Raw genomic sequence first — 24200 nt, forward strand, 5'->3', positions numbered from 1 at the left:
TACCGCATGAAGATTCTCGACACCCGCGCCGCGCGCGCGCCTGCCGACACCGACATGACCCCGGCCGAGCCGACTACCGTGCCGTTCGAACCGTTCCGCTGCGCTCGCGCGGCCGGCATTGCCGCGCTCGCGCTCGCATTGGCGGCCTGCAACGTGTCGTCGACGCCGACCGGCAGTGCCGCGGCGCCTGCGGCCGGTGGCGGCGTCCGCATCCTCGACGACTTCGACGACCCATCGGCATGGACCGTCGTGACCTCGAACCAGGTCACCGGCAGCTTGCGCGAGGTCGATGTCGACGGCGCCAGCGCACTGTGCCTGGACTACGACTACAACGGCGTGTCCGGATACGTCGGCATCCAGCGCAACTTGCCGATGGACTATCCGGACAACTACCGCTTCGCCTTCCGCATGCGCGGACAATCGCCATCCAACGATCTGCAGTTCAAGCTCATCGACGCCAGCGGCGACAACGTCTGGTGGGTCAATCGCCCGAAGTACGACTTCCCGACCCACTGGACCGAGGTCCGCTACCGCAAGCGCCATATCGACAAGGCCTGGGGTCCGGAGCCGGACAAGACCTTGCGCGCCAGCGACAAGCTCGAGTTCACGATCTACAACAACGCAGGCGGCAAGGGCACGGTGTGCTTCGATCAGCTGACGTTCGAAGCGCTGCCCCCCGATGACACCTCGCCGCTGACCGCCACCGCCGCGTCGACCACGACGCCGGACGGGGTCGGCAAGGTGGTCGACGGCGACGCGGCCAGTGCCTGGGTGACGGGCGCGGCGCCGCAGAACCTGGTGCTCGACCTCGGCTCGCTGCGCGAGTTCGGTGGCCTTCGCCTGCAGTGGCTGCCGGAGCGGCATGCGTCGGACTATGCGGTCTCGCTGTCGGCTGACGGCGAGCAGTGGCGCGAGGTCCGCGTGGTGACGCAGGGCAACGGCGGCATCGACTGGCTGGCGCTGCCCGAAGCGGAGGCGCGCTATATCGGCCTCGACCTGCGTGACGGACAGGGCCCTGGCTTCGCACTGGCCGATGGGACGGTGCAGCCACTGGCGATGTCCGAGCATCCGAACGATGTGCTCGAGGCCGTCGCCGCCGACGCCCCGAAGGGGCATTTCCCGCGCGGCTTCAGTGGGGAGCAGGCGTACTGGACCATCCTCGGGCTCGATGGTGGCCTTCAGCAGGGTCTGATCAACGAGGACGGCGCGATCGAGGTCGCCGCCGGTGGTTTCTCGATCGAGCCTTTCGTGCGCATCGGCGAAACGCTGGTGAGCTGGGCGGACGTGACGGTCGCGCAATCGCTGCAGGACGACTACCTGCCGATTCCCAGCGTCGACTGGACCCACGACGCGCTTGCGCTGCGGGTGACCGGTTTCGCCCACGGCACGCCGCAGGATTCGCAGCTGGTCGCACGATACCGTCTCGGCAACCCTGGCAGCGAGACGCGCGACTACCAGCTGGCGCTCGCAGTGCGGCCGATGCAGGTCAATCCGCCGACCCAGTTCCTCAACATCACCGGCGGCGTCAGCCCGCTGCGCCGGCTCGGCGTCACCGCCGATGGCGTGCGCGTCGACGGCAGGCGGCGCGTGTTCGCGCGTCAGCCGGCGCAGGCCGCGTTCGCGACCACGTTCGATGCCGGCATGGACGTCGAACACCTGGCAGCCGGCACCTGGCCGACGACGACCGAAGTCGACGATCCGCAGTCGATGGCGTCCGGCGCGCTGGTCTATACCGTGCGTCTGGCGCCGGGCGAGTCGCGCGAGTTCGACCTGCTGATCCCGATGACCGGCGACATGGCGGCCGCGCCCGCGGACTGGAACCCGCAGGCCTGGCAGGACGCGACCGCGCAGGCGTGGCGCGGCAAGCTCGATGCCGTGGGCTTCGAAGTGCCCGCCGCGGGCAAGGCGCTGGCCGACACGCTGCGCACGTCGCTCGCCCACATGCTGATCTCGCGGATCGGCCCGCGACTGCAACCGGGCACGCGCTCGTACGCGCGCAGCTGGATCCGCGACGGCGCGATGATCTCCGAGGGCCTGCTGCGCATGGGCCGGCCAGAAGTCGTCAGGGAATATGTGGAGTGGTATGCGCCCTATCAGTTCGAGAACGGCAAGGTGCCGTGCTGCGTCGACGACCGCGGCAGCGATCCGGTGCCGGAGAACGACAGCCATGGCGAGCTGATCTTCAACATCGCCGAATACTGGCGCTACACCGGCGATGACGCCTTCCTCCAGAAGATGTGGCCGCACGTGCTGGGTGCGTACACCTATATGGAAGAACTGCGCGCCAGCGAACGCACCGAGGAGAATCGCAAGCTCAATGCGGCCTTCTACGGGATGATGCCGGCCTCGATCAGCCACGAAGGCTATTCGGCCAAGCCGATGCATTCGTACTGGGACAATTTCTGGGCGCTGCGTGGCTACAAGGACGCGGTGGCGATCGCCGAGGCGCTGGGCAAGCCCGATGACGCCAGGCGCATGGCGGCGGCGCGCGACGAGTTCCGCGTCGATCTGGACGCGTCCCTGCGCAGCGCCGCCGAGCAGCATGGCATCGACTTCCTGCCGGGCGCGGCCGAGCTTGGTGATTTCGATGCCACCTCGACCACGATCGCACTCGCGCCCGGCGGCGAGCAGGGCCGCCTGCCCGAACCGCTGCTGACCAACACCTTCGAGCACTACTGGACCAGGTTCACCGATCGTCGCGACGGCCGTGAGCCATGGAAGGACTACACGCCCTACGAGTGGCGCAATGTCGCCGCATTCGTGCGGCTGGGCTGGCGCGAGCGCGCCAACGAGGCGCGCGAGTGGTTCTTCGGCCATCGCGCGCCGCTCGCCTGGAACCAGTGGGGCGAGGTGGTCACGCCGACGCCGCGTACGCCGTTCTTCCTCGGGGACCTGCCGCATGCCTGGGTGGGTTCCGACTTCGTGCGCTCGGCGCTCGACATGTTTGCCTACGTGCGCGAAATCGACGACAGCCTGGTGCTAGCCGCCGGTGTGCCGGCCGACTGGTTGAACGAGGGTGTGGCGCTGCGCGGCATGCGCACGCCGCAGGGCACGGTGGGGTATTCGCTGCGCCGTGATGGCGATGCACTGCTGCTCGACATCGCAGCCTGCAGCGGCCTGCCCGAGGGCGGTCTGGTGCTGCAATGGCCCTACGAAAGCGTGCCCGGCGCGACGACGATCGACGGGCAGGTGGCGCAGTGGGAGGGAAATGAATTGCGGATCACCCGCGCGGGCGCGAAGGTGCGGATCGCGGGCGCGGACTGACCGACGACACCCTGTGGACGCAGGTGTTCGCAGGCACTTGCCGCAGGCGCGCAACGGGCATTCCGGGCGAGGCCCGTTGCGCGCCGGCGGACACATTTAGAGGCAAGCGCAGTTCGATGGAGCAGGACGTCGATGCGCCTGCGGGCGTTGCTGACCTGCAAGCCGCATTCGCGCATGATGCGACGGGTTCGCAGCCGGGGAGGGGCGTTACCATGTCACCTGGCGCGCGCCGCGCTGCCGGTCGCGGTGATGAGCCCGACGGGAAGTGCGCGCTGATCCGCGGCGGTTTCGCGATCGGCGAGGCCCAGAGCCCCGAAGTCTCACTGCTGACGGCTGCGTGGTCCCGATCCTGCGCCTGGGCATTCCGGCGCAGGGATTGGTCGACGCCGGACCGGGCCTGACCGATCCCGGCGCACGCGAAGGCGACCATGCGACAAGGCCCTGATCCTGCACGACGGCCAGGAGCTGTCCAATACCGGGGGCGCCGACGCCATGCAACTGGGCATCCACGCCCTGGCTTGCGGAGCCGGGCACGGCCCAATCTGCGCGCCGGGACCGGCCGCATCGATGGAGACACGACATGCCGACTGATTCGCTGATGCGCTGGCTCGAACCCTGCAGCGCCGAGGTGCGTCGCTGGCCTCGCGAGGCTCTGGATCCGTTGCAGGGGCCTCCGAATCGCGCGGCGATCGCCGCGGCCCTGCAGTGCACACGCGATGCCGATCCCGACGCACGCGCAGGACTCGCATCGAGCGTGGTGACGTTTGGGGAAGCGCTGGCGCTGGACCAGCGGCGTGCGCTGGTGGGCCGTCAGTCACGACAGGGGACGTTCCATGTCCCGCCACCAGCCGCAGCGGCGCCAACACAGTTGCAGCCATGAATACACCCCGCAACGTCGATCCGCACGTCGCGATCGCGATCAACCGGTTCGGTCTCGGCGCCGCTGCCGGTGCCGCGCTGCCGGCCGATCCCCGGCGCTGGCTGCTGCGGCAGCTGGACACCTACGAAGCACTGCCGCCCGCCTGGGCCGCGACGCCCGGGACACTGCAGTCGCTGCGCGCGCAGGCGCAGCTACAGGCGCTCGGCGGGGAGGGCAACGAGGCTGCCGCGCGGACGGCCGAGCACAAGCGCGTCCGCGACCGGATACGCGAGGGCCATGCCGTCGATGTCCGCGCGCGGTTCGCCTCCGCGCTGGACACGTCCACGCCGTTCATCGAGCGGCTGGTGCATTTCTGGGCCAACCATTTCGCCGTCTCGGTCGAAAAGCCCGCGGTCGAGGCGCTGGCTGGCGCCTTCGAGCGTGACGCGATCCGTCCCCACGTGCTCGGCCGCTTCGAGGATCTGCTGGTGGCTGCGGAACGGCATCCGGCGATGCTGCTGTACCTCGACCAGCCGCAGTCGGCCGGACCGGACAGCCTGGCCGCGCGGCGGGCGGCGCGCCGCGATGGGCGGGCGCGCGGACTCAACGAGAACCTCGCGCGCGAGATCCTGGAACTGCACACGCTGGGCGTGCGCGGCGGCTACGACCAGGACGATGTCACCGAGCTCGCCCGTGCGCTGACCGGATGGAGCGTCGTCACCGCTGGGGCGGCCGGGCAGGCGGGCGCCGCACCGACGTGGCCGGATGCGCCCGGGTTCGTGTTCCGCGCCGTGCTGCACGAGCCCGGCTCCCGCCGCGTGCTGGGCCGTGATTACCCGCAGGCGGACGAGGGCCAGGCGCTGGCGATCCTGCACGACCTGGCCACGTCCGAGGCGACGGCGCGATACCTGGCTGGCAAGCTCGCGCGCCATTTCGTCTCCGACACACCGCCCCGGGCACTGGTCGATCGTCTTGTGGGGGCGTTCCTCCGGAGTGGCGGCCAGCTCACCGATGTCTACCGCGCCCTGGTGGAATCGCCGGAGGCTTGGGCGCCGGCGCCGGCGCCGGCCAAGTTCAAGACGCCGTGGGACTGGCTGCTGTCGGCAATGCGTGGCACGGGCCTGGCCGAGCGTTCGGCCCTGCAGCCCGACCGCCTGCTGGTGCAGCTGGGACAGCCGGTGTGGCGGCCGGGTTCGCCCGCCGGCTTCGAAGATACCGCCGCGGCCTGGGCGGCGCCCGACGCACTGATGCGCCGGGTCGAAATGGCGCAGCGGCTGGCGAGGCACGCCGGCGCTGACGTCGATGCACGCGCGCTCGGGCCGGTCCTGCTGCCCGGCGTGCTGTCGCAGGCAACGGCGGATGAAGTGGCGCGCGCGGAAAGTCCGACATCGGCGCTGGCGCTGCTGCTGATGTCACCGGAATTCATGAGGAGGTGAGCATGACGTCGACCCCGACCCGAGGTTGCACACGACGCGGATTCCTGCGCGCGGCGGGCATGACGGGTGGCCTGGCGCTGCTCGCGCCGCGGCTGCTGCTGGCGAACGCCGCGACCGAGCGTCGCTTCGTGTTCGTGATCCAGCGTGGCGCAGCCGACGGTCTCGACACCCTGGTGCCGTACGCCGACCCGGCGTACGCCGCGCTGCGTGGCGGGCTGGCAATCGATGCCTCGGCCGCGCACCGGCTCGACGGCAGCTTCGCGCTGCATCCTGCGTTGAATGAGGCGGCCAACCTGTTCGCTGCGAAGCAGGCGCTGTTCGTGCACGCGGTGGCGTCGCCCTATCGAGAACGATCGCATTTCGATGGCCAGAACGTGCTGGAAACCGGCGGCGCGGCACCGCACCGGCTCAAGGACGGCTGGCTCAACCGGCTGGCGGCGCTGCTGCCCTCCGACGGCCGGGAGCCGCTTGCGCTGGCCTCCACCGTGCCGACCGCCCTGCGCGGCGATGCGAAGGTCGCGTCCTACGCGCCGTCGGCCTTGCCAGATGCTAGCGACGACCTGCTGTTGCGGGTCGGCCAGCTGTATGCGTCGGACCCGCTCCTGGGCAGCCTGTGGGAATCGGCCCTGCGCACGCGGGGCATCGCCGGCGAGGCGGTTGGCGGTCCCGGCACTGCACGCCGGGACGCGGAGGCGATCGGCACGCTCGCGGCGGGGTTCCTGGCGCGCCCGGACGGTCCGCGCATCGCGATGATCGAAACCCAGGGTTGGGACACGCACAGCCGGCAGCAGGCGCGCCTGGCGACCCACCTGGGCGCACTCGACCGGCTGCTCGGGGCGCTGCGCGATGGCCTCGGCCCGGCCTGGGCACAGACGGTGGTCCTGGTCGCCACCGAGTTCGGGCGCACCGCCTCGATCAACGGCACCGGCGGCACCGACCACGGCACCGGCTCGGCGGCGATGCTGGTCGGTGGCGCGGTCAAGGGCGGGCGGGTACTGGCCGACTGGCCGGGTCTCGCCCCGGGTGATCTCTACGAGGGACGCGACCTGCGGCCGACGATGGATCTCGATGCGCTGATCGCGTCCGCCGTCGGCGAATGTTTCTCGCTGGAACCCGGCATGGTGGCGCGCACCCTGTTTCCGCGCTCGGGCAGGAGAGCGACCCTGCCATCTCTGCTGCGCAGCTGACGCGGATCAGCGCTGCGCGCGCGCCTCGCGGACGATCGCGGCGGCACGCGCCGCGGTCTCGCGGACGCGGGCGTAGTCGCCGGCTTCGATCCATGCCTTGTCCAGCATCCACGAGCCGCCGATGCACAGCACGTTCGGCTGCGACAGGAACTCCGCCGCGTTGGCTTCGGAAATCCCGCCGGTGGGGCAGAAGCGCATGTCGTGCAACGGCCCGGCCAGGCCCTTGAGCATCGCCAGCCCGCCTACGGCGCTCGCCGGAAACAGCTTGCAGTTGCGGAACCCGCGTTCGCGCAGGGACATGAACTCGGTCGGCGTCGCTGCGCCCGGCACCACCGGAATGTCGGCGGCGGCCAGCGCATCGGCCAGGCCGGGCGGCGTACCGGGCGTGACCAGGAAGTCCGCGCCGGCATCGATCGAGGCGCGGATGTTGTTGGCGTCGAGCACGGTGCCGGCGCCGATGACGATGCCGGGACGCTCGCGCTTGAGCATGGCGAGTGCATCGATCGCGATCGGCGTGCGCAGGGTCAGCTCCAGCGTGCTCAGGCCGCCTTCGAGCAGGGCATCGGCGAGGGCGCGTGCCTCGTCGAGAGTGTTGACGGTGATCACCGGCAGCACGCCGGCATGACGCAGGAGATCGGCAGCGCGCTGCTGGCGTTCGGGCATCGAAGAAACGTCGGGCATCAGGTCAATTGTCCTTTTCGTCATGCGGCGCATCGGCGGCCGCGGCATCGGCGCCGAGATCGTATTCGGCATCGTAGTCCCACAGGCTGCCTTTGCTGGTCGCGGGACCGCAGCTGATCGACAGCGCGCCCTGGTCGGCGGGCGACACATTCGCACGATTGAAGCCGAACAGGTTGCGGCCGTAGTCGGTCGCGGCTGGCGCCGTGTCGGATGCAGGTTCGCGCGCGCGCCATTCGTCGGCGTCCACCAGTGCTTCGAGCGTGCCCGCTTCGCCGTCGAGGCGGATCATGTCGCCTTCGCGCAGGTAGGCGAGCGGGCCGCCGCGTGCGGCCTCGGGCGTCATGTGGATCGCGGCGGGTATCTTGCCGGACGCGCCGGACAGGCGGCCGTCGGTGACCAGGGCCACGCGCCGTCCCTGGTTCTGCAGCATGCCCAGCAGCGGTGCCAGCGAATGCAGCTCCGGCATGCCGTTTGCCCTCGGGCCCTGATAGCGCACGACGGCGACGAAATCGTGCGGCAGTGCGCCCGCGGCGTGCAGGCGGTTGAGCGCCTGCGGCGTGTCGACGACGACGGCGGGCGCTTCGATGGTGCGGAATTCCGGTTTCACCGCCGAGAGCTTGATCAGCGAGCGCCCGAGGTTGCCGCGCAGCAGGCGCAGGCCGCCCTGGGCTTCGAACGGCGCCGAGACCGGTCGCAGCACGCCCTCGTCGGCGCTGACCCGTGGCCCCGGCTCGTAGCGCACGCGCGCACCGTCGAGCTTGGGCTCCTCGGCGTAGCGGGCCATGCCGCCTTCGACGATGGTCGGGATGTCGCCGTGCATCAGGCCGGCTTCGAGCAGTTCGCGGAAGACGTAGGCATTGCCGCCGGCGGCGTGATAACGATTCACGTCGGCCTCGCCGTTCGGGTACACGCGGGCCAGCAGTGGCACGACCTGCGACAGGCGGTCCATGTCGTCCCAGGTCAGCACGATTCCGGCGGCGCGAGCGACGGCGATCCAGTGGATGGTGTGGTTGGTGGAACCACCCGTCGCCATCAGCATCGCGACCGCGTTGACGATCGCGCGCTCGTCGATCAGTTCGCCGATGGGACGATAGTCACCGCCCAGCGCGGTGATCGCCAGTGCACGTTCCACCGCCTCGCGGGTGAAGGCTTCGCGCAGCGGCGTGCCCGGATTGATGAAGGCCGCGCTCGGCAGCTGCACGCCCATCGCCTCGAGCATGGTCTGGTTGGAATTGGCAGTGCCGTAGAAGGTGCAGGTGCCGGCCGAGTGATAGGACTGCGCTTCGACTTCCAGCAGTTCCTCGCGCGTCGCCTCACCGGCGGCGTAGCGCTCGCGCACTTCGGCCTTGGTCTTGTTCGGAATGCCCGGCGTCATCGGTCCGCCCGGGATGAAGATCGCCGGTAGATGGCCGTAGGCGAGCGCGCCGATCAGCAGGCCGGGGACGATCTTGTCGCAGATGCCCAGATAGACGCTGGAATCGAACATGTCATGCGACAGCGCGATCGCGGTGGCCTGGGCGATGACGTCGCGGGAGAACAGCGACAGCTCCATGCCGGCGCGTCCCTGGGTGACGCCGTCGCACATCGCCGGTACCCCGCCTGCAACCTGGGCGGTATGCCCCAGATCGCGGGCGATCTCGCGGATGAACTCCGGGTACACCTCGTAGGGCTGGTGCGCGGAGAGCATGTCGTTGTAGGCGGTGACGATGCCGAGGTTGGCGGTCGGCGCGCCGCGCAGGCGCTGCTTGTCGACCGGACCGGACGCGGCGAAGCCATGGGCGAGGTTCGCGCAGCTCAGGCGTCCGCGGAGCGGCCCTTCGTCGCGCATGCGCGCGATGCCTTCGAGGTAGGCACGCCGCGACGGCGCACTGCGCTCGCGGATGCGTTCGGTCACGGAATGAAGAACGGGATGCAGGCTCATGGGCGTCGGCAATGGAATCCAGTGGCCCCGACAGGCGCGGGACGGGCAGGGAGGCGGGACGACCGTCCCGATGCGCGCCGGGTGCGCGCGATGCTGTGCCGGCTCGGCAAGTTCGACGGCATCATTCGCCGGTCACGGGCACCAGTGGACGTGCAGTGTGGCGCCGGGCGTGGTGAACGCGATGCGAGCCGGAAACTCGGTGGCATCGTCGCTCTGCAGCAGCCGGTCCAGCAGTGCGCGCTTCTTTTCGCCGCGGATCAGCAGGATGCGCGTGTGCGCGGGCGCCAGGCCCGCCGGCGTCAGGCTGATGCGCCGCTGCCAGATACCGGCGCCGGGGCTGCCGCCGGCATCGACGCCGACATAGGGCGACGGCGATGCAAGCGCGCCTTCCAGATCGATCATGCCGGGGAACAGCGATGCGGTATGGCCGTCGTCACCCATGCCCAGGACCACCACGCCGGCCGGCTGGCGCGCGTGCAGGTTGGCTGTGGCGATGGCCTCGTCGAAGGGACGGCCGGCACGGGTGATCGTCTCGAGCCGCGCCTTCTGCGCCTTGTTCTGGATCAGCGTCTCGCGCAGCAGGCGGGCATTGCTGTCGGGGTCGTCGGGCAGCAGCCAGCGCTCGTCGACCAGGGCCACGTCGACGCGATCCCAGGCCAGCGGCGATTTCGACAGCGCTTCGTAGACCGGGCCGGGCGTCTTGCCGCCCGACAGCAGCAGGCGCGCGCGCGGCCTGTGTTCCAGATCGCGGGCGATGGCGGACGAGATGGCGATCGCGGCGCCCCAGGTCCACTGGGTCGCCGATTCGTAGGCATGCAATTGCATGCGCCCATCGTCGCCGATTCCGCCGGCAATGCCAAAGGCCGGGGCGCCTTGCGCCGTCATGCCGCGGCCCTGCGCGCGGCGATCGCTGCGGCGCCAAGCAGGCCGGCATGCGGATGCAGCATCGCGATGGTCGGCACGCGCCCCATGTTCGGCGAGAACCGGCCCTTGTGTTCGAAGCGCTGGCGGAAGCCGGAATGGCGGATCGAGTCGAGCATTTTCGGTACCAGGCCGCCGGTGAGGAAGACGCCATCCCAGGCGCCAAGGGTCAGCACCAGATCGCCGGCGATCGCGCCGAAGACTGCGCAGAACACGTCCACGGCGCGCCCGCACAGGGCGTCGCCGGCGGCTGCGCGCGCGGTGATGTCGGCCGGTTGCATCGGACCGGGATCGACGCCGGCGATCTCGCTGAGCGCGCGATGGATGTTGACCAGGCCCGGGCCGCAGATCAGCCGTTCGTTCGACACCCGGCCGAACTGCGCCGACAGGCGCTCGAGGATCATGGTTTCCTCCGGTGTGCCTGGCGGAAAACTGACGTGGCCGCCTTCAGTCTCGAGCGGATGATGGCGGCCATCGCGGATCATCAGGCCACCGACGCCCAGGCCCGTGCCCGGCCCGATCACGGCGTAGGTACACGGGCCGTCGGGATCCTTGGGCACCGACCATTGCACGCCGCCGACGAGCGCGTAGTCGCCGGGCTGCAGCAACGGGATGGCCATCGCCTGGGCGGCGAAATCGTTGGTCAGGACGACATCGTCGATGCCGAGCCGCTGACGGGTACGCGTGCGCGAGATGACCCAGGGATGGTTGGTGATGCGTGCATCGTCGCCGTCCACGCGCCCGGCCACGGCGAACACGGCGCGCGGCAACGAGGCGTGCGTGCCTTCGCCGGGCCTGCCGTCGTGGCCGATCTGCGCCAGGTAGTGCAGGGCCGCGTCGGCCAGCGAAGGAAAGTCCGCCACCGGGAAACCGCGCACGGTATCGAGCTGCAGCGGCGTCGGGCTGGTGGTGTCGGCCAGCGCGAATCGTGCGTTGGTGCCGCCGATGTCGGCGAGCAGGGCAAGGTTGGCGGCGGTCACGGCTTGCGGCCTGCTGTCGTGGTGAGCGTACGCGGCAGGAACGGCTGCGCTTCGGCCGGTCCCCAGCTGCCGGCCGGATAGTCGTGCACCGGCGTGCCGGCCTCGCGCCACGCAGCGCTGACGCTGTCGATCCAGCGCCAGGCCGCCTCGACCTCGTCGTCGCGGACGAACAGGGTCTGGTCGCCCTTGAGCGCATCGATCATCAGGCGTTCGTAGGCGATGCGGCGCTTGGGGGGCAGCATCGCCAGGTCCAGCGACATCGGCTGCAGCTCGTTCGCGCTCCACTCCGACGCGGCCAGGCTGCCCATCAGACCCAGCTCGATCGTCTCTTCGGGCTGCAGCCGCACGCGCAGCTGGTTGGCGCGGGCGCGCCTGCGCTCGTCGGCACCGAACAGCCAGTGGGTCACCGGCTTGAACGTGATCACCACTTCGGTCGTGCGCGAGGGCATGCGCTTGCCCGTCACCAGGCGGAACGGCACGCCGGCCCAGCGCCAGTTGTCGATCCATGCGCGCAGCCCGACGAAGGTCTCGACATCCTCGTGGCCGCGATGATCGAAACCCTTGGCTGCCTGGCCATCGACGACCCCGGTGACGTAGCGGCCACGCACGCTGTCGACGTCGGCAGTGGCCGCCGTCATCGGACGGAGCGCGCGCAACACCTTGCGCTTCTCCTCGCGGATGCTGTTGGTGTCCATTGCTGCGGGCGGCTCCATCGCGATCAGCGCCAGCAGTTGCAGCATGTGGTTCTGGACCATGTCGCGCAGCGCGCCGTAGTCGGCGTAGTAGCCTTCGCGGCCATCCACGCCCGCGGTTTCGGCGACGATGATGTCCACCGACTCGATCCAGCGGCGCTCCCAGGTCGCTTCGAGCAAGGTGTTGCCCAGGCGCAACGCGAGCAGGTTCTGCACCGGCGCCTTGCCCAGGTAATGGTCGATGCGGAAGATGCGTGATTCGTCGAGCGCTGCCTTCAGGGTCGCGTCGATTTCCTGCGCGCTGGCAAGGTCGTGGCCGATGGGCTTCTCGAGCACCAGGCGCGACGGCGCCTCCAGCAGACCGGCCGCCTTGAGGCCGCGGCATGCGGAGGCGAACAGGTTGGGCGGAGTGGACAGATAGCTGACCGACGGACGGTCGGCGAATTTCGACAGCGCGACGGCCATCGAGTCGGCGTCGGCGAGATCGACCGATACGTACTGGACGCGCCGCAACAGCTCGTCGAGCGCGGCGGGATCATAGTCCTCGCACAGACGCTCGCGCAGCCACGCGCGGAAACTTTCGTCATCGTGTTCGCTGCGCGCGATCGCGATCACGCGGAACTGCGCCGGCAACAGTCGATCGCGCAGCAGGTGCACGAGTGACGGGAACAGGTAGCGTTGAGCCAGGTCGCCGGTGGCGCCGAACAACAGCAGGGAATCGTGCATGGGCGCCGCAACTGCCTTGGTTCAGGTGGGAGATCACGAAGTGTGTCGTCGGAAGCGCTCGAACCGCAACGGTGGCGATGCTCGACTGCAGGATCGCGGCGGTGTGTCCGGCGCCGAACTGCCTGCGTGTCGAGCACGCCGCCGCAGCATCGTGCGTCACGGTTGCGGGGGCGACGCGCCACCACGGTCATGTCTGGAACCGCTTACATGCGAGAATAGCGCAACAGCGCGATGGCGCTCCACGCTTGCATCGTGCGCGGGCGGGGTGGACACGGCAGCAGACGGGAGCTTGCATGGCACAGGTGCGGTTCGACGCGGTACGGAAGGTCTATCCCAATGGCTTCGTCGGCGTGGCCGGCGCGAGTTTCGAGGTGGTCGATGGCGAACTGCTGGTGCTGGTGGGGCCCTCGGGCTGCGGCAAGTCGACATTGCTGCGCATGGTCGCGGGGCTGGAGGCGATCAGCGACGGCACGCTGACGATCGGCGATCGCGTGGTCAACGACGTGGCGCCCAAGGACCGCGACATCGCGATGGTGTTCCAGAGTTACGCGCTGTATCCGCACATGAGCGTGGCCGAGAACCTCGCGTTCGGCCTGAAGCTGCGCGGACAGTCCAAGTCCGAGATCGCCGCGCGGGTGACCGAAGCGGCGCAGATGCTCGAACTCGACCAGGTGCTCGACCGCAAGCCGGGTCAGCTCTCCGGCGGACAACGCCAGCGCGTCGCCCTGGGCCGCGCCCTGGTCCGGCAGCCGCAGGTGTTCCTGCTCGACGAACCGTTGTCCAATCTAGACGCCAAGCTGCGCAGCGGCATGCGGGTCGAGATCGCCCGGCTGCACCGCAAGCTCGGCACGACGATGATCTATGTCACCCACGACCAGATCGAGGCGATGACACTGGGCCAGCGCATCGTCGTGCTCAAGGATGGGCGGATCCAGCAGATCGACACGCCGATGGCGCTGTACGAGCGCCCCGCCAATCTGTTCGTCGCCACCTTCCTCGGCAGTCCGGCAATGAACGTGCTGCGCGGGCGCCTCGAGCGTGACGGTCGGAGTTGGACGCTGGAGGCTGGCGATGAGGTGTCGCTGGCGCTGGGCGAGGCGGAGTTTCCGCCAGACTGGGCCGGGCGCGAAGTCGATCTCGGTATCCGCCCCGAGCACCTGTTGCCGGCCGCTGCCGGCGCCGCCTCGCTTGCGCCGGTGGTGGAGGTGGTGGAGCCGGTCGGCAGCGAGGTCTTCGCCAACCTGCGGCTGGGCAGGCATGCGCTGATCGCGCGGCTGCCCCCCGACCGTGTGCCCGTGCCGGGGGAGACGCTGCCGCTGTCGATCCCGAGCGGGCGCGTGCACGCCTTCGATGTCGGGACGGGTGAGCGGCTGGTGCCGCGCGCCTGAGCCTGGGTCCGGGGGATATGGTTCCTCGGCCGGCGCCCCCGTGTTGCGCGCCTGACGGCCTTCTTGCGCAGTTGGCTGTTCCGCCGTCAGCGTCGCCTGGTCTCTGCCCTGGCCGTGGCCAGGGCTGCCCGCAGGGGCGCTGTATCCGGATCCGGCCACACGACACCCCGGCGCGAGCGGTGGCCTGCGGCCCGCGGCAGCCCCGCGCGTCGGTATACTGGCTGCTTGTGCGCGCGAAGGCCGGTCTGGGCTTTTGGAATCAACTGGTTACAGCGGGGATTTCGCGTAGCGCCTGACACGCTTCCGTCATCCATCGCGCCTTCGCAGGCGCCAAGAGGCCACCAAAGCCCGCATGCGCCTGTCCACGATCAAGCTCGCCGGTTTCAAATCCTTCGTCGATCCGACCACGCTGCACCTGCCGACCAACATGACCGGCGTGGTGGGGCCCAATGGCTGCGGCAAGTCGAACATCATCGATGCCGTGCGCTGGGTCATGGGCGAATCCTCGGCGAGCCGCCTGCGTGGCGACTCGCTCACCGACGTGATCTTCGCCGGCTCCACCGCGCGCAAGCCGGTGTCGCAGGCGATGGTCGAACTCGTCTTCGACAACTCCGATCACACGATCGCCGGCGAGTTCGCGGCGTTCAACGAGATTTCGGTCAAGCGCACGGTCAGCCGCGACGGGCAGAGCGGCTACTACCTCAACGGCACCAAGTGCCGGCGGCGGGACATTACCGACCTGTTCCTCGGCACCGGCCTCGGGCCGCGCAGCTACTCGATCATCGAGCAGGGCATGATCTCGCAGGTCATCGATGCCAAGCCCGAAGAGCTGCGTGTGTATCTGGAGGAGGCGGCCGGCATCTCCAAGTACAAGGAACGCCGCAAGGAAACCGAGACCCGGATCCGGCATACCCGCGAGAACCTCGACCGCCTCAGCGACCTGCGCGAGGAAGTCGGAAAGCAGCTGCAGCATCTCGCGCGGCAGGCCAAGCAGGCCGAGCAGTACACCGCGATCCAGGCCGAGCGCCGGATCCGCGATGCCGAGTGGAAGGCCCTGGAATGGCGCACGCTCGATTCGCGTCTGCGCGCACTGCGCGAGGGTCTGGCGCAGGAAGAAACCAGGCTCGAGCAGATTATCGCCGAGCAGCGCGAAGCGGAGCGCGAACTGGAAACCGGACGCGAGCGGCGGCACGAGGCCAGCGAGGGACTCAACCGCGCCCAGGCCGAGAGCTACGAAGTCAGCGGCATGCTCGCGCGGGTCGAGCAGCAGATCCAGCACCAGCGCGAACTGTCGGCGCGGCTGCTCAAGGCCCGCGACGAGGCCCAGGCGCAGCTCGCCGAGATCGGCGCGCATATCGACCAGGACCAGCTGCGGCTCGACACCCTGCACGAGAGCATTGCCGACGCCGAGCCGCGCCTGGCGCAGCTTCAGGACGACGATGCGGTGCGCCAGGACATGCTGCGGGACGCCGAGACCGCGCTCGCCGACTGGCAGACGCGCTGGGAGACCCACAACCGCGAGCAGGGCGAGTCCGCCCGCGCGGGCGATGTCGAACGGACCCGCGTCGATTACCTGGACAGGCAGGCGCTGGAAGCCGAGCGCCGGCGCGAGCAGCTGCAGGCCGAGCGCGCAGGCATTGATCTGGACGCGCTCAGCGAAACCTTCGCCGATCTGCAGATCCGCCACGACGAGCAGAAGGCCGCGCTCGACACGCTCGGCGACGATCTGGAAACCCGCAAGGCGGCCGCGGTCGAGCTGCAGGACGCCCAGCGGCGCGCGCAGGAGGAGATCTCCGGCGTGCGCAAGCAGGCGCAGGAGGCCCGTGGCCGGCTGTCGTCGCTGGAGACCCTGCAGAACGCAGCGCTCGGCCAGGAGCAGGGCGCCGCGGTGGAATGGCTGCGCCAGCGCGGGCTCGATTCCGCCGCGCGCGTGGGCGAGCGGTTGCGGGTCGAGTCTGGCTGGGAGTTCGCGGTCGAGAGTGCGCTCGGGCAGTTGATCGAAGGCGTGCTGGTCGATGGCGACGGAGTGCCGGCCGAACTGGTCGATGCGCTCGGCGAACTCGGCGAGAGCCGGTTGGCGCTGGTGTCGTCGGACATGGGCGACGATGTCTTCGCGCCGACGTCGCTGGCCGCGAAGGTGCAGGGCCCGCTGGCGATCCGTCGCCTGCTGGCGCGACTGCACGTATCGGAAACGCTGGCCGAAGCACGCGCCTTGCAGGCCCGCCTGGGCGACGGCGATTCCGTGATCACCCGCGGCGGGGAGCGACTCGGCGCGGGCTGGGTGCGGGTGTCCCGCTCGGGCGCCGCCAAGCAGGGTGCGCTGCTGCGCGAGCGGGAGATCCAGTCGCTGCGCGAACAGATCGCCACGCTGCAGGACCAGGAGCAGGCGCTGGAGGCGCGGATCGCGCAGGGCCGCGAGCAGCTGCTCGGCGTCGAACAGCAACGCGAGGAAGCGCAACGTGCGCTGTACGTCGCGCATCGCGGCGTGTCCGAGCTTGCCGGCCAGGTGCAGAGCCAGCAGGGCCGGGTGGAAGCGGCGCGCAACCGGATCGAGCGTATCGATGCCGATCTCGCCCAGCTGCACGAAACGCTCGACACCGCCGCCCAGCAGGCGCGGGATGCGCGCGGCCGGCTCGAGGACGCGGTCGAACGGATGGCCGAGTTCGAGGCCGCGCGCAGCGCGCTGGAGCTCGAGCGTCGCAGCCTGGTCGAAGCACGTGACCAGGCCCGCGCGGCGGCGCGGGAATCGCGCGATGCGGCGCACGCCCTCGCGCTGACGCTGGAATCGCAACGCGCCCAGATCACCTCGCTGACCCAGGCCCTGGCGCGCATGGGTGGACAGCGCGGTCAGATCGACAGCCGCCTGGGCGAACTGTCCGAACAGCTCGCGCATGGCGACTCGCCGGTCGAGACGCTGGAGCAGCAGCGCCAGGTCGCACTGGAGGCGCGCGTGCGCACCGAACGCGCGCTCGGCGAGGCACGTTCGCTGCTCGAAGGCATCGACAACGAACTGCGCACCTTCGAGCAGGTCCGCCAGCAGCGCGATGCGCAGGCGCTGACCCAGCGCGAGGCGATCGGCCAGCGCCGGCTTGACCAGCAGGCGCTGGTGATCGCCGCCGACCAGCTGGCAGCGCAGGTCGTCGAATCCGGCTTCGTCGTCGAGGAAGTGCTGAACGGGCTCGACGACTCGGCCAATGCCAGGGACTGGGAGAAGATCGTCACCGACTTCGACGCGCGGCTGCGTCGTCTCGAACCGGTGAACCTCGCGGCAATCGCCGAGCATGCCGAAGCCGCGCAGCGCAAGGAGTACCTCGATGCGCAGGACGCAGATCTCAACTCGGCGCTCGAAACGCTGGAGGAAGCCATCCGCAAGATCGACCGCGAGACCCGCGGCCGCTTCAAGGACACTTTCGACAAGGTGAATGCCGGCGTGCAGGCGCTGTATCCGCGGCTGTTCGGCGGCGGCCATGCGTATCTGGAGCTCACCGGCGAGGACCTGCTCGACACGGGCGTGGCGATCATGGCGCGTCCGCCGGGCAAGCGGGTCTCGAACATCTCGCTGCTGTCGGGCGGCGAGAAGGCGATGACCGCGGTCGCGCTGGTGTTCTCGATCTTCCAGCTCAATCCAGCGCCGTTCTGCCTGCTCGACGAGGTGGATGCGCCGCTCGACGAGGCCAACGTCGGCCGCTTCACCGCGATGGTCAAGGAGATGAGCGAGCAGGTGCAGTTCCTGTTCGTCAGCCACAACAAGGCGACGATGGAGGCCGCATCGCAGCTCAGCGGCGTTACCATGCGCGAGCCCGGCGTCAGCCGCCTGGTGTCTGTTGACCTTGCCGAAGCCGCGCGACTCGCCGGCGCCGCCTGACTGGAGAATTTTGCCAATGACCGATGACTGGATGATGCGGATCGGGATCCTGGTCGCGGGCCTGCTGCTGATGGGTGCGATCTGGTACTTCGGGACACGTCCGCGTAGCGGCCAGGGCCGGCGCATCGCCCCGGCCGACGAGCGCGAGCAGCGCCTGGAACCCACACTCGGCGCCCAGCTCGAACAGGATCTCGGCAGCGCCGGGGTGCCGCGCGCCGCGGGCGATACCGAGGCAGTGCAGGCTGAGATGGACCTGCTCGACGAAACAGTCGGCAGCGTTTCGCCCAACAGCGAGCTGGGCAAGCGCAATACCGACGACTTCGACAAGATCATCACCCTCTACATCGCGGCGCGCGCCGGCAGCGTGCTGCGCGGTCCGGACATCGTGGTCGCCGCCGAGAAGACCGGGCTGACCTACGGCCACATGAACGTGTTCCACCGCCTGGTCGACGGCCATCCCGAGCGCGGCCCGATCTTCAGCGTTGCCAACATCCGCAGTCCCGGCAGCTTCGACATGGCGGAGATCCAGTCGCTGGAGACGCCGGCGATCGCGTTCTTCCTGACCCTGCCGGCGCCAACCCGTGCACTCGATGCCTGGGATGCGATGCTGCCGACCGCCGAGCGCATGGCAGAACTGCTCGATGGTGTGCTGCTCGACGAGCAGCGCAATGCCCTGGGTCGCCAGCGTATCGGCGGCCTGCGGGAAGAACTGCGCACCTGGGATCGCGAGCACGAAGCCCCGCCGGTGACCCGCAGCCCGCGCTGGTAGGAGCGGGCAGGGTGGCGATCTCGGGCATCAGCCACCTGACCTTCGTCGTCCGCGACCTCGACCGGACGACCCGGCTGTTCGTCGAAGGGCTCGGCGCGCAGGAGGTCTATGCCAGTGGTGCCGACAGCCGTTCGCTGTCGCCCGAGAAGTTCTTCCTGCTCGGTGGCATCTGGATCGCGACGATGCAGGGTGAGCCGCTGCCCGCGCGTTCCTACCGCCATGTCGCCTTCGCTGTCGCGGCGGCCGAGCTGCCGGGGTATCGCGCCAGACTCGAAGCGCTGGGTGTCGAGTTCGGGCCGTCGAGGCCGCGTATCGAAGGCGAGGGCGAGTCCCTGTACTTTCACGACTTCGACAACCACCTGTTCGAACTGCACGCAGGGACGCTCGAAGCCAGATTGCAGGCCTACCGCGCGGCCGTCACCGCGGCTCGGCTTGGAGCGGGCGAGGGGCCTCTGGGACGCAACGCGCGATCGGTCGAGGCGCGTATCCGGTCGACAGAGGACTTGCCGTGAGCGCAGCGACTCGGCGGAGCGCCATGCAGCCCTGATCCTGGCGCTTGCGCGTGTCCAAGGCCCGGTCATGGAGGCATCTCACACGCGCGGTTTCACTCCATGCCTGCCGCTTTGCGAACGCGGCAGGCCTACAATTCCCGCATGCCGACTCCATCCCCCGCCGACCGCGCCGCCGAGTTGCGCGCGCGCATCGAAGACGCCAATCACCGGTATTACGTGCTCGACGACCCGTCGATCCCCGACGCCGAATACGACGCGCTGCTGCGCGAGCTCGAAGCCCTTGAGACGGCCCATCCCGAGCTGGCCAGTGACGACTCGCCTACGCGCACGGTCGGCGCCAGACCCGATGGCGGCTTCCCGGAAGTGCGGCATGCGATCCCGATGCTGTCGCTGGCCAACGCCTTCGAGACGCCCGGCGTAGGCGAGGACGCGGACGATCGCACGCGCTATGCCGAGGTCGCCGATTTCGAGCGCCGTATCGAACAGAAACTCGGCATCTCCGCACCGGTGTTTTCGGTGGAGCCGAAACTCGATGGCCTGGCGATCAGCCTGCGCTACGAGAACGGAATCTTCGTGCAGGGTGCGACGCGCGGCGACGGCGCCACCGGCGAGAACGTCACCGTCAACCTGCGTCAGGTGCGCGCAGTGCCGTTGAAGCTGCGCACCGCCGACAGCCCGCCGCCCGCGGTGCTCGAGGTGCGCGGTGAGATCTACATGCCGCGCAAGGCCTTCGAGGCCTGGAATGCGAGGGCGCTCGAACACAACGAGAAGTTGCTGGCCAATCCGCGCAACGGCGCCGCCGGCTCGCTGCGCCAGCTCGATCCGGCGGTGACCCGCCGGCGTCCGCTCGCGTTCTTCGCCTACGCGGTTGGCGAGGTGCGCGGGCTGGAACTGCCCGAGACCCATTCGGCGACGCTGGCACTGCTGCGCCAGTTCGGCTTTCCGGTGGCGCCGGAGGTGGATACCGCCACCGGTTTCGACGGGTTGATCGCGTACTTCCGCCGTATCGGCAAGGTGCGCGACAGCTTGCCCTACGACATCGATGGCGTGGTCTACAAGCTCGACGACTTCGATCAGCAGGCGACGATGGGTTTCGTCTCGCGGGCACCGCGCTGGGCGTTGGCGCACAAGTTCCCGGCGCAGGAACAGTGCACCGTGCTGCGCGCGATCGAGGTGCAGGTGGGCCGGACCGGCGCGATCACGCCCGTTGCGCGACTGGAGCCGGTGCAGGTCGCCGGGGTCACGGTCACCAATGCGACCCTGCACAACGAGGACCAGATCCGCCGTCTCGACGCCCGCGAAGGCGACACCGTGATCGTGCGCCGCGCAGGCGACGTGATTCCCGAAATCGTGCGCGTGATCGAGGAGCGGCGGCCGGCGGGGACGGTCGAGTGGTCGATGCCGGCGACATGCCCGGTCTGCGGCTCGTCGCTCGTGCGCGAGGAGGGCGCCGCAGCCTGGCGCTGTACGGGCGGGCTCACCTGTTCGGCGCAGCGCAAGGAAGCCGTGCGCCATTTCGCCTCGCGCCGCGCCATGGACATCGAAGGCCTCGGCGACAGGCAGGCCGAAGCCCTGGTGGAGTTCGGCTTCGTCCATTCCCCGGCCGATCTCTATGTGCTCACGGTCGAGGACCTGGTACGCATGAAGACCGCGCTCGATGCCGCGACGGCTGCCGACTTCGCGCAGGCGGTACGTGACAGCAGAGGCGCGCTGGTGCTCGATGCCGAGGGCGAGGCGGTGCTCGCGGAGGAGGCGCCGGTGTGGAAGGAGGCCGGCTTCCTGCGCCAGCACCTCGCACTCGGCACTGACGGCAAGCTCGCGACGCGGTGGGCCGAGAACCTCGTGGCCGGTATCGACGCCAGCCGCACCACGACGCTGCCGCGCTTCCTGTTCGCCCTGGGCATTCCGCACCTGGGCGAGACCACGGCCAAGTCGCTGGCGCACTGGCTGGGCTCGCTCGAGTTCGTGCGCTCGACCCCGGCCGCGCTGCTCCAGGCGCTGCCGGATATCGGTGGCGAAGTGGCACGTTCGATCGCGACGTTCTTCGAGCAGCCGGGCAACATCGCGGTCGTCGACGCACTGCTCGCGGCCGGCATCACGTTCACTGACGAGGCGGCGCCTGCCGCCGAGCTGCGCGAACGGCTTGGCCTTGCGCACCTGCTGGCCTCGCTGCCGGTCGACAAGCTCGGCGGCAAGAGTGCCGAGCGCCTCGCCGACACCTACGGCAGCCTCGACGCATTGCTCCGCGCGAACGCCAGCGGCTGGACGGGCGCCGGGCTTTCCAGCGCGGGCGCGGACAATCTTTCCGCGTATCTCGCCAATGCCGACGGGCTCGCCGCGCTGCGGGCAGAGGACGCCGCGATGAGGCGTCTGCTCGATGCCGCGCCGGTGCGGGCGTCGAAGGCGGCTGGCCCGTTGGCGGGCAAGACCGTCGTGTTGACCGGCACCCTGGCGGCGATGACCCGCGACGAGGCAGGTGAGCGTCTGGAAGCACTGGGCGCGAAGATCGCGGGCAGCGTCTCCAGGAAAACCTCGCTGGTGGTCGCCGGGGAGACCGCGGGGTCCAAGCTCACCAAAGCCCAGGAGCTCGGGATCGAGATCTGGGACGAGGCCGCGCTGCTCGCTTTCCTCCGGACGCAGGCATGAGCGATCCACGGCTGCCTTCGGCGAGCTTCGAGACCCTCCGGCTGCGCGCACGCCTCAATGAGGCCCTGCGTGCATTCTTCGCCGTGCGTGGCGTGATCGAGGTCGAGACCCCGATGCTGTCGCAGGCGGGCAATACCGATCCCAACGTCGCGAGCTTCCGCACGGAATTCGGCGGCCATGTCTCGGCCGGTCCGCGGACGCGCTGGCTGCGTACCTCGCCGGAGTTCCCGCTCAAGCGCCTGCTGGCGGCCGGCTTCGGCGACTGTTACGAGCTCGGCCGCGTATTTCGCGACGGCGAGGCCGGCGGCCGCCACAACCCCGAGTTCACCATGCTCGAGTGGTATCGCGTGGGCTGGGATCAGCGGGCACTTGCCGACGAGACCGTCGCGCTGGTGCAGACCGCGCTCGCGCTGGTGGAGCGGCGCGCGCATGTCGTGCAGACGAGCTTCCGCGCGCTCTATCTCGACCAGCTCGGCCTTGATCCGATGACGGCGCCGGAGGCCGAACTGCAGGCGGCCCTGGGGGACATCCGGATTGATCCGCAGGGGCTTACCCGCGACGACTGGCTCGACCTGTTGATGACCCACCGCATCCAGCCGGCCAATCCAGCCGACCGCATTCTCGTGGTGCACGACTATCCGGCCTCGCAGTGCATGCTCGCACGCGTCACAGAACGCGACGGCGTGCAGGTGGCCGAACGCTTCGAGTTGTACCTGGGCGCCTTGGAGCTGGCCAACGGCTACCACGAGCTGGCCGATGGCTTCGAACAGCGCCTCCGCTTCGAGCGCGATCATGCGGTCCGCGCCTCGCGCGGCGCGCCGCTGCCGCCGCTCGACGAGGCCCTGCTCGGCGCACTCGATGCCGGCTTCCCCGACTGCGCCGGCGTGGCGCTGGGTGTCGACCGTCTGATGATGGCGATGCTCGGCACCGGAAGCATCGCGGACGTGATCGCCTTCGATTTCGCGCGGGCGTAGCGCGACGCGACTTCCGCACGCTTCATGCCGGCATCGTCCGTGGATCGTGCCCGAAGCGCGGAAAACGCCAGTGCAATCGAAGTCCGGGCCGCAACGGCAATCCGGCATCCCCGAATTACAATTGCCCCATGAACACATCCCTGCTCGATTTCGATCGCTACGACCATATCCGCCCGATCCTGTGGACCGGCGACACGCTGGAACTGCTGGACCAGCGCAAGCTGCCCTTCGTGGTCGAGCACGTCAGCTGCAGGACCAGCGACGACGTGGCCCAGGCAATCCATGCGCTGACCGTGCGTGGCGCGCCGGCCATCGGCATTGCTGCCGCGTGGGGCGCGGTGCTCGGCGCACGCGAGGTGGAAGCCGAGGACGGCGCTGCGGCGCAGGCGAAGCTTGAGCCCGCACTGCAACGACTCAATGCGGCGCGTCCGACGGCCGTCAATCTTGCCTGGGCACTGGCGCGCATGCGCCGCGCACTTGCGACCGCTGGCGCCGACTGGCGGGAAGTGCTCGAGCGTGAAGCGCAGGCGATCGCCGAAGAAGACCTCGCCGCCAATCGTCGCATGGGCGCGCTCGGCGCCGAGCTGATCGCACCCGGCAGCGGCGTGCTGACCCATTGCAATACCGGATCGCTGGCGACGGCGGGTTTCGGCACCGCGCTGGGGGTGATCCGCGCCGGCATGGCGCAGGGGCGCATCGGCAAGGTGTTCGCCGGCGAGACGCGGCCGTGGCTGCAGGGCGCGCGGCTGACGGTATGGGAGCTGCAGCAGGACGGCATCGACGCGACCCTGATCGCCGATTCCGCGGCGTCGCATCTGATGAAGAGCGGCCTGGTGCAGTGGATCATCGTCGGCGCCGACCGCATCTGCGCCAATGGCGATACCGCGAACAAGATCGGCACCTACCAGCTGGCGATCGCCGCGCGCCACCACGGCGTGAAGTTCATGGTGGTCGCGCCCTCGTCGACCGTCGACATGGATACCGCGACCGGTGACCTGATCGAGATCGAGCAACGCGATCCGGGCGAACTGTTCGGCATCGGCGGCAGCCGCACCGTGGCCGAGGGCATCCAGGCGTGGAACCCGGTTTTCGATGTGACTCCCGGGGAACTGATCGATGCCATCGTGACCGAGCAGGGCGTGGTGGAACGTCCGACCACCGCAGCGATGCGCGCATTGTTCGGCGGCTAGAGCGGCGCCCTTTGGCCGGCGCTGACTGCATCGTCTGTTTCGTCCCGTCGCGTGCGATTCGTGGGAGCGCGGCGGCACGGGGCGCTCGACGCGAGATCGGCGGCAACGTCAACGGCAGGAACCGCCGGCGATCCCGGATGCAGGTTGTGCACGCCGCTTCGTTCGCATGCGCGCCCTCCCGCTGCACCG

Annotated in this window: 16 protein-coding genes; 11 read left to right on the plus strand and 5 right to left on the minus strand. The window is 69.6% G+C overall.

Annotation, left to right across the window (positions count from 1 at the left end; translation table 11 throughout):
• The first annotated feature begins 6 nt into the window (after nucleotides 1–6).
• The 4 genes from CNR27_RS10025 (at nucleotide 7) to CNR27_RS10045 (ending at nucleotide 6746) form a co-directional block, all read left to right on the plus strand.
• A complete protein-coding gene (locus CNR27_RS10025; protein WP_245815592.1) occupies nucleotides 7–3264 on the plus strand; it encodes a discoidin domain-containing protein in 3258 nt (1085 codons plus the stop codon).
• Between the two features lie 580 nt (nucleotides 3265–3844).
• Nucleotides 3845–4144: a hypothetical protein gene (locus CNR27_RS10035; protein ID WP_096298424.1), complete on the plus strand. Its 300-nt coding sequence runs from the start codon at nucleotides 3845–3847 to the stop codon at nucleotides 4142–4144.
• The gene (locus CNR27_RS10040) at nucleotides 4141–5559 is read left to right on the plus strand and encodes a DUF1800 domain-containing protein (protein ID WP_096298426.1); all 1419 of its coding nucleotides are present in this window, start codon (nucleotides 4141–4143) and stop codon (nucleotides 5557–5559) included. The genes CNR27_RS10035 and CNR27_RS10040 overlap by 4 nt, the downstream gene beginning before the upstream one ends.
• A gap of 2 nt (nucleotides 5560–5561) precedes the next feature.
• Nucleotides 5562–6746 carry a DUF1501 domain-containing protein gene (locus CNR27_RS10045; RefSeq protein WP_096298428.1) on the plus strand — a complete coding sequence of 395 codons (1185 nt, stop codon included), beginning with the start codon at nucleotides 5562–5564 and terminating at the stop codon, nucleotides 6744–6746.
• Nucleotides 6747–6752: 6 nt separating this feature from the next.
• On the opposite strand, the gene CNR27_RS10050 is transcribed toward CNR27_RS10045, so the two are convergent.
• From CNR27_RS10050 to zwf, 5 genes are all read right to left on the minus strand, one after another.
• Complete coding sequence (locus CNR27_RS10050; protein ID WP_096298430.1) at nucleotides 6753–7409, minus strand: bifunctional 4-hydroxy-2-oxoglutarate aldolase/2-dehydro-3-deoxy-phosphogluconate aldolase; 657 nt, start codon at nucleotides 7407–7409, stop codon at nucleotides 6753–6755.
• A gap of 22 nt (nucleotides 7410–7431) precedes the next feature.
• Nucleotides 7432–9348: a phosphogluconate dehydratase gene (gene edd / locus CNR27_RS10055; protein WP_096298432.1), complete on the minus strand. Its 1917-nt coding sequence runs from the start codon at nucleotides 9346–9348 to the stop codon at nucleotides 7432–7434.
• Nucleotides 9349–9480: 132 nt separating this feature from the next.
• Nucleotides 9481–10173: a 6-phosphogluconolactonase gene (gene pgl, locus CNR27_RS10060; protein WP_157745403.1), complete on the minus strand. Its 693-nt coding sequence runs from the start codon at nucleotides 10171–10173 to the stop codon at nucleotides 9481–9483.
• Nucleotides 10174–10229: 56 nt separating this feature from the next.
• Complete coding sequence (glk, locus tag CNR27_RS10065; protein WP_096298435.1) at nucleotides 10230–11249, minus strand: glucokinase; 1020 nt, start codon at nucleotides 11247–11249, stop codon at nucleotides 10230–10232.
• The gene (zwf, locus tag CNR27_RS10070) at nucleotides 11246–12667 is read right to left on the minus strand and encodes a glucose-6-phosphate dehydrogenase (protein ID WP_096298437.1); all 1422 of its coding nucleotides are present in this window, start codon (nucleotides 12665–12667) and stop codon (nucleotides 11246–11248) included. The genes glk and zwf overlap by 4 nt, the downstream gene beginning before the upstream one ends.
• 293 nt (nucleotides 12668–12960) lie before the next feature.
• On the opposite strand from zwf, the gene CNR27_RS10075 reads away from it, so the two are divergent.
• The 7 genes from CNR27_RS10075 to mtnA all read left to right on the plus strand — a co-directional run bounded on the left by CNR27_RS10075 (nucleotide 12961) and on the right by mtnA (nucleotide 24011).
• Nucleotides 12961–14055 (plus strand): ABC transporter ATP-binding protein, encoded by a 1095-nt coding sequence (locus CNR27_RS10075; RefSeq protein WP_096298439.1) that lies wholly within the window; start codon nucleotides 12961–12963, stop codon nucleotides 14053–14055.
• 352 nt (nucleotides 14056–14407) lie between these two features.
• Nucleotides 14408–17920, plus strand: a complete 3513-nt coding sequence (gene smc, locus CNR27_RS10080) for a chromosome segregation protein SMC (RefSeq protein WP_096298441.1) — start codon at nucleotides 14408–14410, stop codon at nucleotides 17918–17920.
• A 16-nt stretch (nucleotides 17921–17936) separates the two neighbouring features.
• Nucleotides 17937–18689 carry a cell division protein ZipA gene (gene zipA / locus CNR27_RS10085; protein WP_096298443.1) on the plus strand — a complete coding sequence of 251 codons (753 nt, stop codon included), beginning with the start codon at nucleotides 17937–17939 and terminating at the stop codon, nucleotides 18687–18689.
• A gap of 11 nt (nucleotides 18690–18700) precedes the next feature.
• Nucleotides 18701–19201, plus strand: a complete 501-nt coding sequence (gene fosX, locus CNR27_RS10090) for a FosX/FosE/FosI family fosfomycin resistance hydrolase (protein ID WP_096298445.1) — start codon at nucleotides 18701–18703, stop codon at nucleotides 19199–19201.
• A 141-nt stretch (nucleotides 19202–19342) separates the two neighbouring features.
• Nucleotides 19343–21847 (plus strand): NAD-dependent DNA ligase LigA, encoded by a 2505-nt coding sequence (ligA, locus tag CNR27_RS10095; protein WP_096298447.1) that lies wholly within the window; start codon nucleotides 19343–19345, stop codon nucleotides 21845–21847.
• Entirely contained in the window at nucleotides 21844–22821 is a 978-nt protein-coding gene (gene epmA / locus CNR27_RS10100) for an EF-P lysine aminoacylase EpmA (RefSeq protein ID WP_096298449.1), read from the plus strand. Before ligA ends, epmA begins: the two co-directional genes overlap by 4 nt.
• A gap of 128 nt (nucleotides 22822–22949) precedes the next feature.
• A complete protein-coding gene (mtnA, locus tag CNR27_RS10105) occupies nucleotides 22950–24011 on the plus strand; it encodes an S-methyl-5-thioribose-1-phosphate isomerase (protein WP_096298451.1) in 1062 nt (353 codons plus the stop codon).
• The last annotated feature ends 189 nt before the right edge of the window (nucleotides 24012–24200 follow it).

Source organism: Luteimonas chenhongjianii (genome assembly GCF_002327105.1).
Taxonomy (GTDB): Bacteria; Pseudomonadota; Gammaproteobacteria; order Xanthomonadales; family Xanthomonadaceae; genus Luteimonas; species Luteimonas chenhongjianii.

What these genes read in the sequence shown, in the direction of transcription:
- CNR27_RS10025 (WP_245815592.1), top strand. Translation starts at nt 7, where the DNA reads ATGAAGATTCTCGACACCCGCGCCGCGCGCGCGCCTGCCGACACCGAC.
- CNR27_RS10035 (WP_096298424.1), top strand. Translation starts at nt 3,845, where the DNA reads ATGCCGACTGATTCGCTGATGCGCTGGCTCGAACCCTGCAGCGCCGAG.
- CNR27_RS10040 (WP_096298426.1), top strand. Translation starts at nt 4,141, where the DNA reads ATGAATACACCCCGCAACGTCGATCCGCACGTCGCGATCGCGATCAAC.
- CNR27_RS10045 (WP_096298428.1), top strand. Translation starts at nt 5,562, where the DNA reads ATGACGTCGACCCCGACCCGAGGTTGCACACGACGCGGATTCCTGCGC.
- CNR27_RS10050 (WP_096298430.1), bottom strand. Translation starts at nt 7,409, where the DNA reads ATGCCCGAACGCCAGCAGCGCGCTGCCGATCTCCTGCGTCATGCCGGC.
- edd (WP_096298432.1), bottom strand. Translation starts at nt 9,348, where the DNA reads ATGAGCCTGCATCCCGTTCTTCATTCCGTGACCGAACGCATCCGCGAG.
- pgl (WP_157745403.1), bottom strand. Translation starts at nt 10,173, where the DNA reads ATGCAATTGCATGCCTACGAATCGGCGACCCAGTGGACCTGGGGCGCC.
- zwf (WP_096298437.1), bottom strand. Translation starts at nt 12,667, where the DNA reads ATGCACGATTCCCTGCTGTTGTTCGGCGCCACCGGCGACCTGGCTCAA.
- CNR27_RS10075 (WP_096298439.1), top strand. Translation starts at nt 12,961, where the DNA reads ATGGCACAGGTGCGGTTCGACGCGGTACGGAAGGTCTATCCCAATGGC.
- smc (WP_096298441.1), top strand. Translation starts at nt 14,408, where the DNA reads ATGCGCCTGTCCACGATCAAGCTCGCCGGTTTCAAATCCTTCGTCGAT.
- zipA (WP_096298443.1), top strand. Translation starts at nt 17,937, where the DNA reads ATGACCGATGACTGGATGATGCGGATCGGGATCCTGGTCGCGGGCCTG.
- ligA (WP_096298447.1), top strand. Translation starts at nt 19,343, where the DNA reads ATGCCGACTCCATCCCCCGCCGACCGCGCCGCCGAGTTGCGCGCGCGC.
- epmA (WP_096298449.1), top strand. Translation starts at nt 21,844, where the DNA reads ATGAGCGATCCACGGCTGCCTTCGGCGAGCTTCGAGACCCTCCGGCTG.
- mtnA (WP_096298451.1), top strand. Translation starts at nt 22,950, where the DNA reads ATGAACACATCCCTGCTCGATTTCGATCGCTACGACCATATCCGCCCG.